The 16,122-nt window shown below is 71.9% G+C and carries 12 protein-coding genes; 6 read left to right on the plus strand and 6 right to left on the minus strand.

Features of this window, described 5'->3' with window-relative positions; translation table 11 throughout:
- Positions 1–98: 98 nt before the first annotated feature.
- Both QOZ89_RS18150 and QOZ89_RS18155 read right to left on the minus strand, forming a co-directional pair.
- The gene (locus tag QOZ89_RS18150; protein ID WP_071050971.1) at positions 99–1,382 is read right to left on the minus strand and encodes an amidohydrolase family protein; all 1,284 of its coding nucleotides are present in this window, start codon (positions 1,380–1,382) and stop codon (positions 99–101) included.
- Between the two features lie 96 nt (positions 1,383–1,478).
- The gene (locus tag QOZ89_RS18155; protein WP_071050972.1) at positions 1,479–2,840 is read right to left on the minus strand and encodes a thiamine pyrophosphate-binding protein; all 1,362 of its coding nucleotides are present in this window, start codon (positions 2,838–2,840) and stop codon (positions 1,479–1,481) included.
- Positions 2,841–2,893: 53 nt separating this feature from the next.
- On the opposite strand from QOZ89_RS18155, the gene QOZ89_RS18160 reads away from it, so the two are divergent.
- Positions 2,894–3,688, plus strand: a complete 795-nt coding sequence (locus tag QOZ89_RS18160; RefSeq protein WP_312624306.1) for an NIPSNAP family containing protein — start codon at positions 2,894–2,896, stop codon at positions 3,686–3,688.
- 123 nt (positions 3,689–3,811) lie between these two features.
- Positions 3,812–4,918 carry an acyl-CoA dehydrogenase family protein gene (locus QOZ89_RS18165; protein ID WP_071050974.1) on the plus strand — a complete coding sequence of 369 codons (1,107 nt, stop codon included), beginning with the start codon at positions 3,812–3,814 and terminating at the stop codon, positions 4,916–4,918.
- Positions 4,919–4,999: 81 nt separating this feature from the next.
- Here the strand turns inward: QOZ89_RS18165 and QOZ89_RS18170 are convergent, their stop codons facing one another.
- The 4 genes from QOZ89_RS18170 to QOZ89_RS18185 form a co-directional block, all read right to left on the minus strand.
- Positions 5,000–5,848, minus strand: a complete 849-nt coding sequence (locus QOZ89_RS18170) for an enoyl-CoA hydratase-related protein (protein ID WP_312624307.1) — start codon at positions 5,846–5,848, stop codon at positions 5,000–5,002.
- Positions 5,849–5,910: 62 nt separating this feature from the next.
- Complete coding sequence (locus QOZ89_RS18175; protein WP_071050975.1) at positions 5,911–6,744, minus strand: SDR family NAD(P)-dependent oxidoreductase; 834 nt, start codon at positions 6,742–6,744, stop codon at positions 5,911–5,913.
- A 217-nt stretch (positions 6,745–6,961) separates the two neighbouring features.
- Complete coding sequence (locus QOZ89_RS18180) at positions 6,962–7,825, minus strand: mycofactocin-coupled SDR family oxidoreductase (protein WP_071050976.1); 864 nt, start codon at positions 7,823–7,825, stop codon at positions 6,962–6,964.
- A gap of 176 nt (positions 7,826–8,001) precedes the next feature.
- The gene (locus QOZ89_RS18185; protein ID WP_312624308.1) at positions 8,002–9,078 is read right to left on the minus strand and encodes a beta-ketoacyl-ACP synthase 3; all 1,077 of its coding nucleotides are present in this window, start codon (positions 9,076–9,078) and stop codon (positions 8,002–8,004) included.
- A gap of 854 nt (positions 9,079–9,932) precedes the next feature.
- On the opposite strand from QOZ89_RS18185, the gene QOZ89_RS18190 reads away from it, so the two are divergent.
- The 4 genes from QOZ89_RS18190 to QOZ89_RS18205 all read left to right on the plus strand — a co-directional run bounded on the left by QOZ89_RS18190 (position 9,933) and on the right by QOZ89_RS18205 (position 16,103).
- On the plus strand, positions 9,933–11,999 hold the full coding sequence (locus tag QOZ89_RS18190) for an ABC transporter permease (protein WP_312624309.1): 2,067 nt from the start codon (positions 9,933–9,935) through the stop codon (positions 11,997–11,999).
- Positions 11,996–13,846, plus strand: coding sequence for an ATP-binding cassette domain-containing protein (locus tag QOZ89_RS18195; protein WP_071050977.1), 1,851 nt, complete (start codon positions 11,996–11,998; stop codon positions 13,844–13,846). Before QOZ89_RS18190 ends, QOZ89_RS18195 begins: the two co-directional genes overlap by 4 nt.
- A gap of 198 nt (positions 13,847–14,044) precedes the next feature.
- Positions 14,045–15,310 carry an ABC transporter substrate-binding protein gene (locus QOZ89_RS18200; protein ID WP_312624310.1) on the plus strand — a complete coding sequence of 422 codons (1,266 nt, stop codon included), beginning with the start codon at positions 14,045–14,047 and terminating at the stop codon, positions 15,308–15,310.
- 415 nt (positions 15,311–15,725) lie between these two features.
- Positions 15,726–16,103: a hypothetical protein gene (locus tag QOZ89_RS18205; RefSeq protein ID WP_312624311.1), complete on the plus strand. Its 378-nt coding sequence runs from the start codon at positions 15,726–15,728 to the stop codon at positions 16,101–16,103.
- Positions 16,104–16,122: the final 19 nt, after the last annotated feature.

Raw genomic sequence — 16,122 nt, forward strand, 5'->3', positions numbered from 1 at the left:
GCCTCGTACGCCCGGTGCCCATGCCAGGGGTCAGGATGCCGCCGACGACGGCCGCCCGCGCGAGGCGGACGACCGTCGGCGGCCGGGATGAAACAGCGTCAGGCAGTGGCCTTCGAGGCCATCTCGGCGAGGGAGATGCCCTCGTGCTTGATCTCGAAGCGGCCCTTGTCGAACGGGCGGATCTCCACATCGTGCCCGGCGACCTCGGCGCGCAGCGCGCCGACAGTGGAGGCCTCCTTCGGCCGGTGCGCGAACGGATCGAAGGAGTACCACCGCATCGCGTTCTCGTAGGACATCTTGTTGATGTCGTCGACCGGCACGCCCGGTGCGGACTTGAGCAGTTCCTCGCCCGGCCACGGCCAGCTGGAGTCCGAGTGCGGGTAGTCGCACTCCCACGCGATGTTGTCGATACCGATCTTGTGGCGCAGCTCGACGCCGACCGGGTCCTCGATGAAGCAGGTGAGGAAGTGTTCCCGGAAGACCTCGCTCGGCAGCTTCCCGCCGAAGTTCTGGCCGGTCCACAGGTGGTGCATGTCGTAGGTCCGGTCGAGGCGCTCGAGGAAGTACGGGATCCACCCGGTGCCGCCCTCGGACAGGGCGATCTTGATCGTCGGGAACTCCTTGAGCACCCGGGACCAGAGCAGGTCGGCCGCGGCGCTGCAGATGTTCATCGGCTGCAGGGTGATCAGGACGTCCATCGGGGCGTCAGGCGCTGTAAACGTGAGCTTGCCGGACGAGCCGAGGTGGATCGAGAGCACCGTGTCGGTGTCGACCAGCGCCTTCCACAGCGGGTCCCAGTACGCGTCGTGGAAGCTGGGGAGGCCCAGGGTCGCCGGGTTCTCGGTGAAGGTGATCGAGTGGCAGCCCTTGGCCGCGAGCCGGTGGACCTCCTTGGCGGCGAGCTCCGGGTCCCACAGGACCGGCAGGCCCATCGGGATGAACCGGCCGGGGTAGGCGCCGCACCACTCGTCGACGTGCCAGTCGTTGTAGGCCTGGACGACCGACAGCGCCAGGTCCTTGTCGTCCGCCGCGGAGAACAGCCGGGCGGAGAAGCCTGGGAACGAGGGGAAGCACATGGAACCGAGCACGCCGGCGGCGCTCATGTCCTTGACGCGCTCGTGGATGTCAAAACAGCCGGGACGCATCTCGTCGAAGGCTGTCGGCTCGACGCCGTACTCCTCCTTCGGCCGGCCGGCCACCGCGTTCAGCCCGACGTTCGGGATGATCGAACCGTTGAACGTCCACACATCGGAGCCGTCCTCGCGGTGGAGGACCTTCGGCGCCGCGTCGGCGAACCTCGCCGGCAGGCGCCCCTGGAACATGTCCGGCGGTTCGACAAGATGGTCGTCGACGCTGATCAGGATGAGGTCTTCCGCGTTCATGCCGAGCCTCCGCTCACAAGCAAGTACGTCAGAGGCAACGTGTCCTCTTGACAACTGATTGCATCCAATATGCCGCCCATCGGCAAGTAGTCCGCATCACATGGGACCAGCCGACGGGCTGACAGTCCAGGCGACCAACGGGCCGGCGGCGGCGACCAGTTCCTGGGTGGCGGTGTAGTCGACCGGTAACTCAAGGACGCGCACACCCGGGGTGGCGAGCGCGTCGACGAGCCATTCCCGGTGCTGGGCGGACGATCGGGGCACGCCGCGCTCGCCCCAGACCTCGACGACGAGCCGGATGCCGAGGCGCCCGGCCCAGTCCAGGCAGGCGGCCGCGACACCAGCGTGAGGCGGGTGGTCGACCACGGCCACGCCGATGCCGTCACCGGCGAGGGCGGCGGACAGCGCGCCGGCGATCGCCACGCCGTCCCGCCCAGCCGCCGGCACCCGGACGCTGCCGAGCCGGACCGTCGAGAACGTCCGGCCGATCCAGTGCGCCGCCGGGCCCGGCTCGGTCCACACGGAGCCGCCCTCGGGCAGGACCGCGGCGAGGTCGGCCGCCGCGCACGCCGGGTTCAACGGCGCGCCGGTGGCCGCGTACAGAGGGCCGGCGACGGCGGCGAGCTCCCGGTAGAGCGCGGGACGCGGGCCGCCCTCGGTGACGGGAACCCGCGCCCGCATCGTCGCCGCGGCGGCCGGCAGGTCGGCGGGGTCGACGATGACCAGCCGCGCGGGGTCGACGCCGGCGGCGGCGAACAGCGCGGGCGCGCACTCGTCGGCGTCCAGCCCGACGGTGACGACCACCGCGTCCGGGTACGCGCCGGCGAGCGCGAGGTCGCGCTCCTGCAGGAACCCGGTGCCGAGGTGATGCGGGCTGTCCCAGCGGAACACGCCCTTGGCGGTGAAGACGTTGAGGACGCCGAGGCCGCCGCGCGCGGCGAGCTCCGCCAGGGCCCGCGCCGCGCCCGCCCGGACGACGCCGTGCCCGGCGAGCACCAGGTCTACTTCCAGCGGCCCCGCGGCGCCCGGCCGGCAAGCCGCGCCCGGCAGCCTCGGGGCGAGGCCCCGGTCCATGAGCGCCGTCGCGGGGGTGCCGGCCACGGGCGGCTCCGGGTCGGCCGTCAGGTCGAAGTCGAGGTGGACCGCCACCGCGCCGGCGCCCGCCTTCCTTGCCCGCGACACGGCGGCCGCGAGCTCCGGCGCCGAGCGGGCGGTCGCCGGCTCGCCGGGGTCCACCCGCCGCGAGAACAGGGTCAGCACGTCGCCGTCCCACAGGGCGCCGAGACCCGCGCCCATCGTTCCCTCGGCCTCGGCGAGCGCGAGCGCGCAGTCGAGGTCCGGCGCGGGCACGGCCCGGATGCCGGGAACCACGCGCCCGGCGCCGCCGCCGCGCGGGCCGCCGGGCATCTCGACCACGTGCCGGAGGCCCTGGCGGCGCAGCCAGTCACCGACCGTCATGCCCCCTCCTCAGCCCTTCCGATGATGAAAGGTATGTTATATACAATCTGCGTGTGACGGCGAACACCACCACGGCGAACACCACCACGGCGAACACCACCACGGCGAACACCAAGGTCTACACCCACGAGTTCATCGACATCCTGGGTACGAACCGGGCGAACTACATCCACCACATGACCGCGAACTGGAGCCCGATCGCCCAGGAGGAGCGCAACCAGCTCTGCTACGGCGTCTGGGGCGTGATCGGCACGACGGGGCGCTGGCCGCAGGTGATCAACATGTGGGAGGAGGACGGCTTCGACGGTCTCGCCGCCGGTCTCGAGCACGAGACGAAGTCCGCCGCCTTCCAGGACCCGAAGCTCGCGAAGTGGTGGCAGGAGGCGTCCGGCTACCGCAGCGGCGGCCTTGACCGGATCGTCGTCCCGGCGCCCTGGGCACCGACCATCGAGCAGCTGTGCGCAGACGGCGTGCGCGGCGACGTGTACGCGCACGAGCTGGTCAAGGTCCCGCGCGGAACCGCCAGCGACTTCCTGGAGATCGCCGCCGACGAGGCGGCGCCGGTGTACGCGTCGTTCGGATGGAAGCTCGTCGGCGCGTTCCGCACCGCGCTGGCCGACGATTCCGAGTGCCTGCTGCTGTGGGCCATCGAGAGCATGCAGGCCTGGGCGGAACTCGAGAAGGCGGCCACCTTCGGTGGCGAGGCGGTGAACCGCTGGAGCAAGCGGCTGCGCGAGGTCAGCGAGTCGTCCGGCCGTTTCCTGATGCGCGACGCGCCGCTGTCGCCGATGCGCATCGGGCGCCAGCCCAGCCGCGCCGACCGTCACGAGGGCTGGACGGACCTGTAGGCACCGGTCCGCGAACAGCACGGGCAGCGCAAGCAGGCTGTAGGCACGGATCCCGCGAACGTCGCGGGATCCGTAGGCGTCGCGGGATCCGTAGGCGTCGAGGAAGGCGTTCGGGAGGTCTACGTGAGCGTGCCATTCAGCGAGGAACGCGAGCAGTTGCGTGGGGTGGTGCGCGAGTTCCTCGCGGACGTCGCGGGCGAGGAGGCGGTGCGCGCGGCCATGGCCACGCCCGCCGGCTGGGACCCGGCCGTGTGGCGCGGCCTGGCCGAGGACCTCGGCGTACTGGGCCTGGGCATACCGGAGGAGCTCGGCGGCGTCGGCTATGGCTTCGCCGAGATCGGCGTCGTCTTCGAGGAGAGCGGCGCCGCGCTGCTCTGCGCGCCCCACCTGGCCACGGTCGCAGCCGCGCAGGCGCTGCTCGCCACCGGCGACGACGCCGCGGCGGCCGACCTGCTGCCGCGGGTCGCGTCCGGGACCGTCGCGACGCTCGCGGTCACCGAGGCCGACGGCCGCTGGGAGGAGTCGTCGGTGACGGCGACGGCCGAGCACGGCGCCGACGGCTGGCGGCTGACGGGCACCAAGATGTTCGTGCTGGACGGCGCCACCGCCGAGCTGGTGCTGGTCGCCGCCCGCACCGGCGGCGGGGTGAGCCTCTTCGCGGTCGACGGCGCCGCGGACGGCCTGCGCCGCACCGGCCTCGCGACCCTGGACCAGACCCGCCGGCAGGCGCGCCTCGACCTCGCCGGCGTGCCCGGGCGGCTCGTCGGCGCGGAGGGGGCCGCCTGGCCCGCCATCGAGCGGGCGCTGCGGCTGGCGATCGTGGCGCTGGCCGCCGAGCAGGTCGGCGGCGCGAGCCGGACGCTGGACATGGCCGTCGAGTACGCCAAGACCCGCGTCCAGTTCGGCCGGCCGATCGGATCGTTCCAGGCGATCAAGCACAAGTGCGCGGACGTCCTCGTCGAGGTCGAGTCGGCCCGCTCGGCGGCCTACGCCGCCGCCGCGGCGGCGCAGCGGCCCGACGACCCGGAGCTCGCGCTGGTCTCGAGCCTCGCCAAGGCCTACTGCTCCGACGCGTATGTGCACGCCGCCGCCGAGAACATCCAGATCCACGGCGGCATCGGCTTCACCTGGGAGCACCCGGCCCACCTCTATTTCAAACGGGCGAAGAGCTCGCGGGTGCTGTTCGGCGACCCGGTGCACCACCGGGAGCTGCTGGCCCGTCAGCTGTAGCCGACGGGCGGGCCTCGCGTGCCGCCTCAGCCGCCCTGACACGGCCGCCTCAGCCGCCCTGACGCTGGCCCGGTCTGGGCCTCAGCCGCCCTGACGCTGGCGGTCCGCCTCGGCGGTCCTGGCGGCCTTCGCCGCGCGCAGGCTGTCGCGCAGGGCGCGGACGTGGTCGGCGAAACCGGGCCGGCCGACCGACCACTCCTGAGCGGCCAGCTCCAGCTCGACCGCGTCGTCAGACGACGTGACCGCGAGGCTCGCCCGCAGCGTCTCCTTCGTACGCGCCACCAGGTCACGCTGGCGGCCCCCGGCGCGGGCGGCCAGCGCGCACGCCCGGTCCATCAGCTCGCCGTCCGGCACGCAGCGCCAGGCGAGCCCGGCGGCCGCCGCCTCCTCACCGGTGAGCCGGTCGCCGCACAGCACCAGCGCCGCGGCGCCCTGCGGCCCGACCCGATGAGCCAGCCGCCACAGATGGCCGCCGCCGGGGTGAATACCGACGTCGAGGAAGCGGGGGTCGAACGTCGCCGACGGCGACGCCAGCACGACGTCGCAGGCCAGCGGCAGGTTCACCCCGGCGCCGATGGCCGGGCCGCCGACGGCCGCGACCGTCGGCACCGGGGCGTTCGCGATGGCGAGCATCCCGGCGTACACGTCGCGCAGCGGCGCCTTCGGGGTGATCAGATCGTCCAGGTTCCCGCCCGCGGAGAACACCGGCGGGCTCGCGGCCAGCACGATCGCACCCACGCCCGCCCCCAGCACCGCCGCGACCGCGGCGGCAAGGGCGTCGGAGAGTTCCAGCGACAGCGCGTTGCGGTGCGCCGGGTCGTCGAGCGTCAGCACCGCATAGCCGTCCCGGAGCTCGGTCGCGACCAGCGGCCGCTGTACCGCCGGTTCGTGCGCCGCCGGATCCGGGGCGTGCTGGGTTCCTGCCGTCACGGCAACCTCCGACGAACTCGGTCGGGTGGGGCATCGGCGCGGGGCCGGCGGGGCCCCGGCGGTCAGAGCGGCAGTTTCCCTTCCGCGTCGAGCAGGTCGCCTTCGGCGGCGCGCTGGCCCAGGTGGCCCAGGGTCGAGGCGTCCAGCGGCGCGCTCGCCGGGTTGAAGGTGACGTCGTCGACGGCGATCTTCGGGTGCGCGAGCGCGAACGCGGTCAGCTCGGCGACGGCGACACCCACGTCGTCGACGTGCATGAATTCGGCGGTGACGACGCCGGTGCCGGCCCACTTCGGCAGGACCTCGCTGAGTACGTCACCGGAGAAGTCGCGGTGGATGTCGGTCGGCGTGGTCGCGCCGATGGTCAGCCGGAGGAAGCGGTGCTCGGGGTGTTCCAGCCGCCAGGTGCGGACCGTGTGCTCCAGGGCGGCCTTGGTGGCACCGTAGGCGCCGAGGCCCTGCAGCGGCTGGGCGACGTTGGCCGAGGAGACATAGAGGAACAGGCCGGGCTCGGTCCGCGCCTTCACGGCCGCGGCGGTGACCAGTGCCGGGCCGACGACGTTGGTGGCGAACGCGCTCCCCCAGGACTCGGCGGTCAGCCTGGCCATCAGCTCCAACGGGGAGACACCTACCGGGAAGAGCACCGCGTCCAAGCCGCCGAGTGTCGCCGTCGCGGTCTCGACGATCCGGGCGCAGTCGTCCTCGCGGTGCAGATCCGCGGGGATCGCGACACCGCCGCCGGCCGTGGAGACAACCTCGTCGAGCTGGGCGGCGCGCCGGCCGACGACGGCGATCTCACCGCCGCGCGCGGCGATCGCGAGAGCGGTCGAACGGCCGACACCGGACGAAGCCCCGACGACCAGGATCCGACGGCCCTTCAGATCGATCTCGATACCCATGCGGCGCGCTCCCTGAGCTGGCGGACGACGGCGTCAGATCGGATACTATATCCAACCACGATCTTGCCTGTCCATCCAGATATCCAGCCATCCAGCCGTCGCACCGACCCGTGTCGTCACGACATCCGGCCGTCGCAACGACGCGGGGCGGTGCCCGGCACGGTCGGTTCGTTCTACCGTGCCGGGCACCGCCCCGGGCCGTACTGCCCGCGCGCCGTCAGATCGCGCGTTCGCCCTTGAGCATCGAGCCGGCGTCGAGCCGGAGGTTGATGCCGGTCATGTAGCGGGAGTCCTCGCTGGCCAGGAACAGCACCAGGGCCGACACGTCTCCCGGCTCGATGTACGGGATCGGCATCGGCTGCATCCCGGGGAAGACCGCCTCCGCGTCCTCGCGGGTCGGGGTCTTGCCCTGGGCGACGAGGTCGGGACGGAACGAGCGGTAGATGTCGTCGTTCTGCAGCAGGCGGGTGTTGACGTTGGTCGGGTGAACCGCGTTCAGCCGGATGTTGTGCGGCGCCAGCTGCAGCGCGAGCGTCTCGACGTACTGGAAAACCAGCCGCTTGGCGAACGAGTACGCCACGCCGCCCGTCTTGCCCATTGCCTCGGTGGTGTTCTTCATCAGCCCGGCGGTGGAGCCGGTGATGATGATGGAGGCACCGGCCTGCAGGTGCGGGGCGACGACGGCGACCGTGTTGTGCGCACCGACGAAGTCGACGTCCATGCCGTCGATGAAGCCCTCGATGAGGGTGTTGTCGTTCATCGGCAGGATGCCGGCGTTCGCGCAGACGATGTCGACCCTGCCGAAGCGGGCGATGCCCTGGTCGAGCGCGGCCTTCAGCTGCTCCTTGATCCGCACGTCGGCCTTGACGGCGACGATGCCGCGGCCGAGCGCCTCGACCTCCTTGACGGTCTGCGCCAGATCCTCGGCGCTCGCCATCTCGTAGTTGACGGACGGGATGTCCTCGCAGATGTCGACCGCGATGATGTCCGCACCCTCGCTGGCGAGCTTGATGGCGTGACTACGCCCCTGCCCCCGCCCGGCGCCGGTGATGAAGGCGACCTTGCCGTCCAGCTTGCCCATGTATCTCTTCCTCCTCAATCGCGATCTACGTCGCGATCGTGGCCTGGGACGCGATCGTGGCGGCTGCGCCTACGACGCCGGTCGTCATCGTAGTTCTCTGGCGGGGAGAGACGCATTCCATAGCAGTCCGATACACGAAGATGAAAGACCTGCCAGACGCGGCCAAGCAACCTGTGCTACGGGATGCGGACCACCTGTGCCGCCCAGGTGAGGCCGGCGCCGTAACCGACGAGCAGCGCCAGGTCACCGGCCCGCACCGCCCTGGCGCGGCGCAGCCGGTGCAGGGCCAACGGGATGGAGGCGGCCGAGGTGTTGCCCGCCCCGGCACCGTCACGCGCGACCACGGCCCTGACCGCGCCGAGCTTCTCGGCGACGGTGTCGACAATACGGAGGTTGGCCTGGTGCGGCACGACGGCCGCCAGGTCGGCCGGAGCGACACCCGCACGCTCGCAGGCGTCGAGCGCGATCTTGTGGACGGTCTCGATGGCCCAGCGGAAGACAGCGGGTCCTTCCATCCGCATCCATTGGTTCTCCGGCTCGACCCGGATGAGCGAAGCGCGGGAGCCGTCGCTCCCCCACGTCACCGGGCCGATCGCGGCCGGCTCCCCGGCCGCGCCCGCGGCGGCCGGCCCGATGACGACCGCGCCGGCGCCATCCCCGAAGATGATCGAAGTGCCCAAGTCGGCCGGGTCGACGTAGTCGGTCATCCGCTCGGCGCCGACGACGACGGCGTGGCGGGCGGTGCCGGCGCGCACCGAGTCGGACGCCGCCGCGACGGCGTAGCAGAAACCGGCGCAGACCGCGTTGAGATCGACGGTCGCCACGCCGGGCACGCCAAGGCCGCTCGCGACGTCGGCGGCGACAACGCCGGTGCGCGGCGGGGAGCTGCAGGTCGCGACCATCACCAGGTCGACCGCTCCGGCGGGCAGCCCACTGTCGTCGAGGGCGTCGCGCGCCGCGGCGAGCGCCATCGCGCCCACGGTCTCGTCCGCGGCGGCGACCCCCCGGGCCGCGAAGCCGGTCCGCGCCTCGACCCACTGCGCGGTACGGCCGAACCTTCCGCCCACCTCGTCGCTGGTCAGCCGGCCCGCGGGCCGGTAGGCGCCGGTACCCAGCAACCGCGCCCCGCCGACCGCCGGCCGGGCGCCGCGCGAACCCACGGACCTCGGGACCGGCACGGACACTCCCGCCGCGGTGGCCGCGCCCGCGATGGGAGAGAAGCCGCTGAGCACTGGGGTTTCGACGACTGTCATGGACTCCGTACTCCTCACGCCGACCTTCGACGACATCCGCCAGTGGCCGCGCACGTCATGCGGCCAAGGGGTGCCATGAACAGCGTCGAACTGTTTTTCGACATAGCAGGAACCAACGTCTCGTTAGCAATGGATCGATGGGCGATACCAATCCCCACGGACTGGTCCGCACGGCCTCGTGGCGCGCCTTAAAGGTGCGGCCGGTACGCGTCCAGCCCGCCTTCGGTGACGCCAGCGAAAACACAAAATAAATCGCGGATGGATAGCGTACCGGCGCGGCGGGCGATGCCGCCAGGGCGGGTCGAGGCCGAGGCGTTCGACCCTCCGGATCCGCCGAAACGGTCCCCGCACCGGCTGCCGGCTGCCGGCTGCCGGCAAGGAGAACGATCGGCTGGCGGCACCGCGCGATACCGGCTGGGTGGACCGGGCGGCCGAGCCCTCCCGCCAGGCGTGGCGTGGATCGTGGTCGAGCGCCCCGCGTGGCCGTAATGGAAGTCGCTACGGGCTGGCGGGACCCGGACGTCATGCGGCCTGTTCCACGCCGCGGTCATGCGGCTGCGCGGCCTCCACGCCGACCACAGCCATGCGAGTGAACGCACACTCTGTGAGTGCACCCTTCCGGGGAGTCGCGGAGCTCGGCAAAGCTTGACTCCGACATCGAAGAATGTAACCTTCGTCACACCCCGTCGGCCGACGTGAAGCAGGCGGCATGCCACTGACCCCGGCAACCGGCTCGACTAAGGAGCAATGTCGGTGAGAAGGCGCGCGACCTGGACCCATTCCGAACTTCCCGAAAGTACTGTCGCGTTCTTACGTTAACGGTCGGCCGATGAGGCTGGCGCGGAGGAATTAGCGTGCTTCAGTACATCTTGGCTGGCTTGGCGCTCGGCTCCATCTATGCGATCGCGTCGGCGGCGCTGGTGGTCACCTATGTCTCGGCTGGCGTCTTCAACTTCGCCTTCGGCTCGATGGCCTACGTCGTCGCCCGGTTCTACTACTGGCTCAACTCTCAGCATGGAATGTCGACGGTGTCGGCCGGCCTGCTGGCGATCCTCGTGCTGGCACCGCTGCTAGGCGTCGTGCTCTACGCCGTGCTGTTCCGGTTCATCCGGAACTCCTCGACGCTCGTCAAGATTGTCGCGACGATCGGCCTGTCGGTGGCGTTGCCCCCGATCAGCGACCTGATTTTCGGCAACCAGGCGATCACGTCCGCGCCGGGCCTGGCGTCACTGAACGACGAGCCCTTCCACATTCTTGGGACGGTGGTGACCACCGACCAGGTGATCACCTACGGGTTCCTCCTCTTCGTGGTCGCCGCGGGCACGGTGGTGCTGCGGCTGACGGACGTGGGCCTGAAGGTGCGGGCGATGGTCGACTCGGAGGCGATGTCCTCGCTGTCGGGCACCCACCCGGGCCGGGTCTCGCTGGGGGTGTGGGCGGTCAGTTCGACGCTGGCCGGGCTCGCCGGTGTTCTGGTCGCTCCGACGGACGGCCTGTCTCCGGGTGGGATGACGGCGCTGATGTCGGCGGCGATCGCCGCGGTGGTGGCCGCGCGGCTGCGTTCGCTGCCTGGCGCGGTGGTCGCGGCGCTGGCGATGGGCGTCATCACCGACGTGATCCAGAAGTACCTGCCCACGAACAGTTCGCTGACCGCGGCGATCGTGCCCAGCGTCCCGTTCGCGTTCATGGTGGTCTTCCTGATCTTCTACGTTGTCCGGTCGGGGTCGGTCGACGAGGACGCCGGCGCGGGCGGCCCGCTCGACCAGGCGATCCGGCCCGCGTCGCAGGATTCGGCGGCCACCGCGGCGGCCGCCTACGCCGCCCCCTGGGAGAAGTGGCTCGGGCTGGTCCCTTTGGTCGTCGTGGCGTTCGTGCCGCTGATGTTCAGGGGCTCGCCGTACTGGCTGGGGCTGACGGCGCTCGGGCTGTGTTACGGCATCACCTATCTGACGTTCACCGTCGCCACCGGAGAAGGCGGGATGCTGTGGCTCTCGCAGATCGTCTTCGCCGGTGCGGGAGCGCTCGGCGCCGCCCAGTTCGCGACGAACGCCCACCTGCCCGTGCTGTTGGCGATCGTCCTGGCGGGGCTCATCGCGGCCGCCGCCGGCGCGGTCCTCGGGCTGCTCACGATCCGGCTCGGTGATCTCTATGTGGGTCTGGCGACGCTGACGTTCGGGCTGCTGGTCGAGACGCTGGTCTTCACCCGCGGCCGTTTCCTGCAGGGCGGGCTCGGGGTCATCATCGAACGCCCCGGCTGGGCCGTCGACGACCTGACGTTCGCCTACCTGGCGTTGGGGGTGTTCGCGGTCCTGGCGGCGTTGACCCTGAACCTGCGCCGCTCGACGAGTGGGCTCGCGCTGCGCGGGGTGCGGGACAGCGCGCCGGCGGCGCGGACGCTGGGCCTGTCCGTGGTGCAGGTGAAGGTCATCGTCGGCGCGCTGGCGGCGTTCGTCGCCGCGGTGGGTGGTGCGTTCGTCGCGATGTACCAGATGACGGCCCAGCCGACGTCCTGGGCGACCTATGCCGGCCTGGTGTGGCTCGCGGTGGTGGTGACCCTCGGGGTCCGGTCGATCTCCGCCGCCCTGCTCGCCGGGCTGTCGTTCACCCTGATGCAGGGAGTGCTGCAGAGCTACGCCCCGGCCCGGCTGACCTCGCTGCTGCCGATCCTGTTCGGCCTCGGCGCGATCGGGGTCGCGCGCAACCCCGAAGGCGCGGTCCCGCAGGCCGGACGCCAGCTGCGCGGGCTGCTGACCGGGGCGCTGTCACGCATCGCGAAGCCGTCGTCGCCCGCCACGCCCGCGCTGGCCGGGATGGACGTTGGGACCGGCGCGCCCCCGCCGGTCGTGGCCGAAGCATCCGTTGCCCACGTCGGCGGCCCGGCTCGGGAAGCGGCCGCCGCGACGACGAAGGCGGAACCATGACCGGCGGCCCGGTGACGACGGACGGCACGACGACCCAGACCCAGACCGACGCCGAGGCCGCGCAGCTGGCGCGGGGCGCCGTGGCGCCTTTACCCGCTGGCCCGTCGGAGGCGCCACGGCTGGCCTGCGTCGGCGTCACGATGCGGTTCGGCGGTCTCGTCGCCGTCGACGACGTCGGCCTTTCCGTCCCACCCGGTCAGATCGTCGGGCTGGTCGGGCCGAACGGCGCGGGGAAGAGCACCCTGTTCGCGGTGGTGTCCGGGCTGCTGCGCCCGACCCGCGGGCAGGTACTGCTCGACGGCGTGGACGTCACCGGCGCCAGCGCGCAGGCGCGGGCTGCCCGGGGGCTGGCGCGCACGTTCCAGCACCCCGAGCTGTTCACCAGCCTCACCGTCCGCGACCATCTCGTGCTCGCCCACCGGGTCCGCAACGCCAGGCGACGGGTCTGGTCCGACCTGTTCACCGTCGGCAGCCTGCACCGGCCGCGGGCGGCCGAGACCGACGACGTCGACGGCCTGCTGGAGCTGCTCGGGCTCACCGACGTCGCCCACCACCCGGCCATGGGGCTGCCGCTGGGAACCGCCCGGCTCGTCGAGCTGGGCCGCGCGCTCGCGACGTCCCCGACCGTGCTCCTGCTGGACGAGCCCTCCTCCGGACTGGACTCGGCGGAGACCGAGCAGCTCGAACGCGTGCTGCGGCGCGCCACCCGCGAGCGCGGCATCTCCGCCCTGCTGGTGGAGCACGACGTCGAACTCGTGATGCGCCTGTCCAGCACCATCTACGTCCTCGACTTCGGGAAGCTGATCGCCAGCGGCACCCCCGAACAAGTCCGGGCGGACCCCACGGTCCAGGCCGCCTATCTCGGCGAGGAGCTGGCAGACACCCGGGACACCACGGACACCACGGACACCACGAGTGCCGTGGGTGCTGGGGAGGCCGCGGACGAAGCCGACGCGGCGGAGGCCGGGGACGCGGTCGACGCGTCTCGGGAGCGTGCAGCGGACGGCGACGGCCCGGCCGGTCCGGCCGCCGTCGCCCAGGCGAGCGCCCCGGGGCCGGCCCTGGCCACGGCCCGTCCCGATGCTGGCGACCGCGACGCGGCCCTGGGCGCCGGCCCGGCGGGTGGCGCGCTGCTGACCGTCGACGGGCTGGCGGTGCGCTACGGCGAGGCGCTCGCGCTCGGCGGCGTCTCCTTCACCATGGGCACCGGCACGGCGCTGGCCATCCTGGGCGCGAACGGCGCGGGGAAGAGCAGCCTGGCCCGCGCCGTCTCGGGGCTGGTCCCTCCGTCCGCCGGCCGGGTCGTCTTCGACGGCCAGGACATCAGCGCCTGGCGGCCCCACCGCATCCGCCGCGCCGCCCTGGTCCACCTGCCCGAAGGACGGGGAGTCTTTCGCGGCCTCACGGTCATCGACAACCTGCGGATGGCCGCCGGGGCGTCCGGTGGGCGGCGGGCCCGGCGTGAGGCGGTGGACCTGGCGCTGGAGATCTTCCCGATCTTCGCGTCCCGGCGCCGCCAGGTCGCGGGGCTGCTCTCCGGCGGAGAGCAGCAGATGCTCTCCCTCGCCCGGGCCCTGGCCACCTCACCGAAACTGGTGATCGCCGACGAGATGTCGCTGGGACTCGCCCCGAAAATGGTCGACCAGGTCTTCGACGGCCTCGCCCGGGCCCGCCAGGCCGGCGTCACCGTGATCATGATCGAGCAGTACGTCCACCGCGCGCTGGACTTCGCCGACGAGTGCCTGGTCCTGCAACGCGGCACGGTGGCCTGGCAGGGACCCACCACCGACGCCCGCGGCGAGGTCCTGCGCCACTACCTCGGCGACGCGACGGCCGCCGACACCTAGATCGGAACGGCGGCCGCGCCCCCGTGGCCTCGACCGGCCGCTCCGCCCGGCCACGCCGGACGCCGACAACGCCGACAGCGCAGACAGCGCCGACAGCGCCGGTGCACGGCGGCGCCGGACGGGTGTCCCGGATCCTTCTCCTCCAAACGACAAGCCAGAACGCATCCGCGACCCACCACCGATGCACGGGGAGCAAAAATGATCCGCGGGAGAAAGCGAATTCTCGGCGTCGCGGTGGCCGGTGCCACCGCCCTGCTCGTCGCGGCGGCCGGCTGCGGCGGCTCGTCCGGGTCGGACGGGGGCGGCGGCGGGAACGCGAACGCCCCAGCCGGCAACAAGACAATTACGGTCGGAATATTAACCGACGTCACCGGCGCGGCCGCCTCTGGCAACAAGACCAGTGTCGACGGCGTCAAGGCCGGGGTGGTGTACGCGGCGCGGAACGGCTACACCATCAAGTACGTCGTGGGCGACACGATGACCACGCCGGACGGCGCGCTCTCGGCCGCGCAGAAGATGGTCACCCAGGACCACGTGCTGGTCGTGATCGCACACTCGGCCCTGGCCTTCACGGCGGCGAACTACCTGACCGCCCACAAGGTCCCGGTGGTCGGCATGGCCGAGGACGGCCCCGAGTGGATCACGGCGAAGAACATGTTCTCCGTCGTCGGGGCGCTGCAGCAGACCAAGGTCGCGACGACCATCGGCAAGTTCTTCAAGCTGCAGGGCGTCACCAACCTCGCGTCGATTGGCTACTCGGTCTCGCCGCTGTCCTCGGAGGCCGCCCTCTCGGCCGGGGAGTCGGCCAAGGCCGCGGGCGTCAAGGTCGGCTACCTCAACGCCAAGTTCCCGTTCGGCAGCACCGACGTCGGCCCGACCGTGCTGGCCATGAAGCAGGCCGGGATCGACGCGTTCACCGCGTCGGTCGACCCGAACACCTCCTTCGCCCTGATCACCGGGCTGCGCCAGCAGGGCGTCGACATCAAGGTCGCGCTGCTGCCCGCTGGATACGGCGGTGACCTAGAGCAGGCCGGCCCCGGCGCGCTCAACGCCGCGCAGAACGTCTACTTCACCCTCGGCTACGAGCCCGTCGAGCTGCAGACGGCCGCCACCAAGCAGTTCCAGAGCGACCTCAAGGCCGCCGGCGTCACCGTCGTGCCCTCCTACGCCACGTACAACGGGTACGCGGCCATCGGCCTGCTCGTCCGCGGGCTCAAGGGGGCCGGCGCCAACCCGACCCAGGCGTCGCTCATCACCTCGCTGTCGGGCATCCACGACTGGGACGGCCTGGGCCTGTTCGGCGGGCGCAAGGTCGACATCAACGACCGCGAGAACATCGTGGGCGGGGCGGGCAACTGCACCTGGATCACGAAGCTGGAGGGCGACAAGTTCACCCTCGTCAAGGGCGCCGACCCGATCTGTGGCGACGTGATCCCGGGCGTCACCGTGGCGCCGCAGTCCTGATCCGCGGACGGGCCCGGTAACAGGACCCGGGACAGTCGGGCTCGGCCGCCGGGGGGCGGCCGAGCCCGATCTGTGTGCCGAGACGCCATCCCTCGGGACGCGCGACCCGGGACTGGCGAACCGCGGGACGGCGGCAATGTCGAGCCGGCTTGCCGCGGCGTTCCGGGGGATGACGAGGACAACAGCGTTCAGCGATGGCGACGGCGTCTTGGTATTTCCTGCGCCGGCCGCCGGTCCTGTCGGCGGTATGCACCGCCAAAAAGGCAGTCGCAAGCGCTAGAAAAGCGCAATACAAAAGAAAAGCCAGCGTGGTCGTGGGCGGATGCCGGAAAGTCGGCGGGCATACCCGCGGAAAACCCTGGCGGCGCCTTGCCCTGATCTCGGAATTGTTTATCCTGCACAGGTGGGCAATCGCGTGGCGAGATGGGACGGCGACGAGCACGGCGTGCGCGCCGGGCACCTCGTCGAGGTGGTCGCGTTGCCGCTGGCGCTGCCGCCGGTGTCGGCCATGCGGGCCGCGCACTCGACGGAGCCGGCACGGGTGTTCGCCGGGGCCGTCGACACCTGGCTGCGGGCGGGCGGCTGGCGGCTCGGCAGCCGGGGCGCGGGCTCGGTGGCCCTGCGCGGCGGTGAGGAGGGCGAGCCGGGCTGGCTGAAGGACGCCTGGGAGAACGAGGTACGCGCGCGGAACTGGCCGCCCGGCGCGGTGCGAACCCTGCTCGTCGTCACCTACGACGAGACGCGGCTCTACTGGTGGGCAAGCGGCGAGGCCCGCGACCTCGACCTGAGCTGACCCGCGAGACCCGGCGGCC

The organism is Pseudofrankia coriaricola (assembly GCF_032027725.1).
GTDB lineage: Bacteria > Actinomycetota > Actinomycetes > Frankiales > Frankiaceae > Pseudofrankia.

Excerpts from the sequence above, each read along its gene's own strand:
- QOZ89_RS18150 (WP_071050971.1), bottom strand. The coding sequence starts at position 1,382 with ATGAACGCGGAAGACCTCATCCTGATCAGCGTCGACGACCATCTTGTC.
- QOZ89_RS18155 (WP_071050972.1), bottom strand. The coding sequence starts at position 2,840 with ATGACGGTCGGTGACTGGCTGCGCCGCCAGGGCCTCCGGCACGTGGTC.
- QOZ89_RS18175 (WP_071050975.1), bottom strand. The coding sequence starts at position 6,744 with ATGGGTATCGAGATCGATCTGAAGGGCCGTCGGATCCTGGTCGTCGGG.
- QOZ89_RS18180 (WP_071050976.1), bottom strand. The coding sequence starts at position 7,825 with ATGGGCAAGCTGGACGGCAAGGTCGCCTTCATCACCGGCGCCGGGCGG.
- QOZ89_RS18185 (WP_312624308.1), bottom strand. The coding sequence starts at position 9,078 with ATGACAGTCGTCGAAACCCCAGTGCTCAGCGGCTTCTCTCCCATCGCG.
- QOZ89_RS18195 (WP_071050977.1), top strand. The coding sequence starts at position 11,996 with ATGACCGGCGGCCCGGTGACGACGGACGGCACGACGACCCAGACCCAG.
- QOZ89_RS18200 (WP_312624310.1), top strand. The coding sequence starts at position 14,045 with ATGATCCGCGGGAGAAAGCGAATTCTCGGCGTCGCGGTGGCCGGTGCC.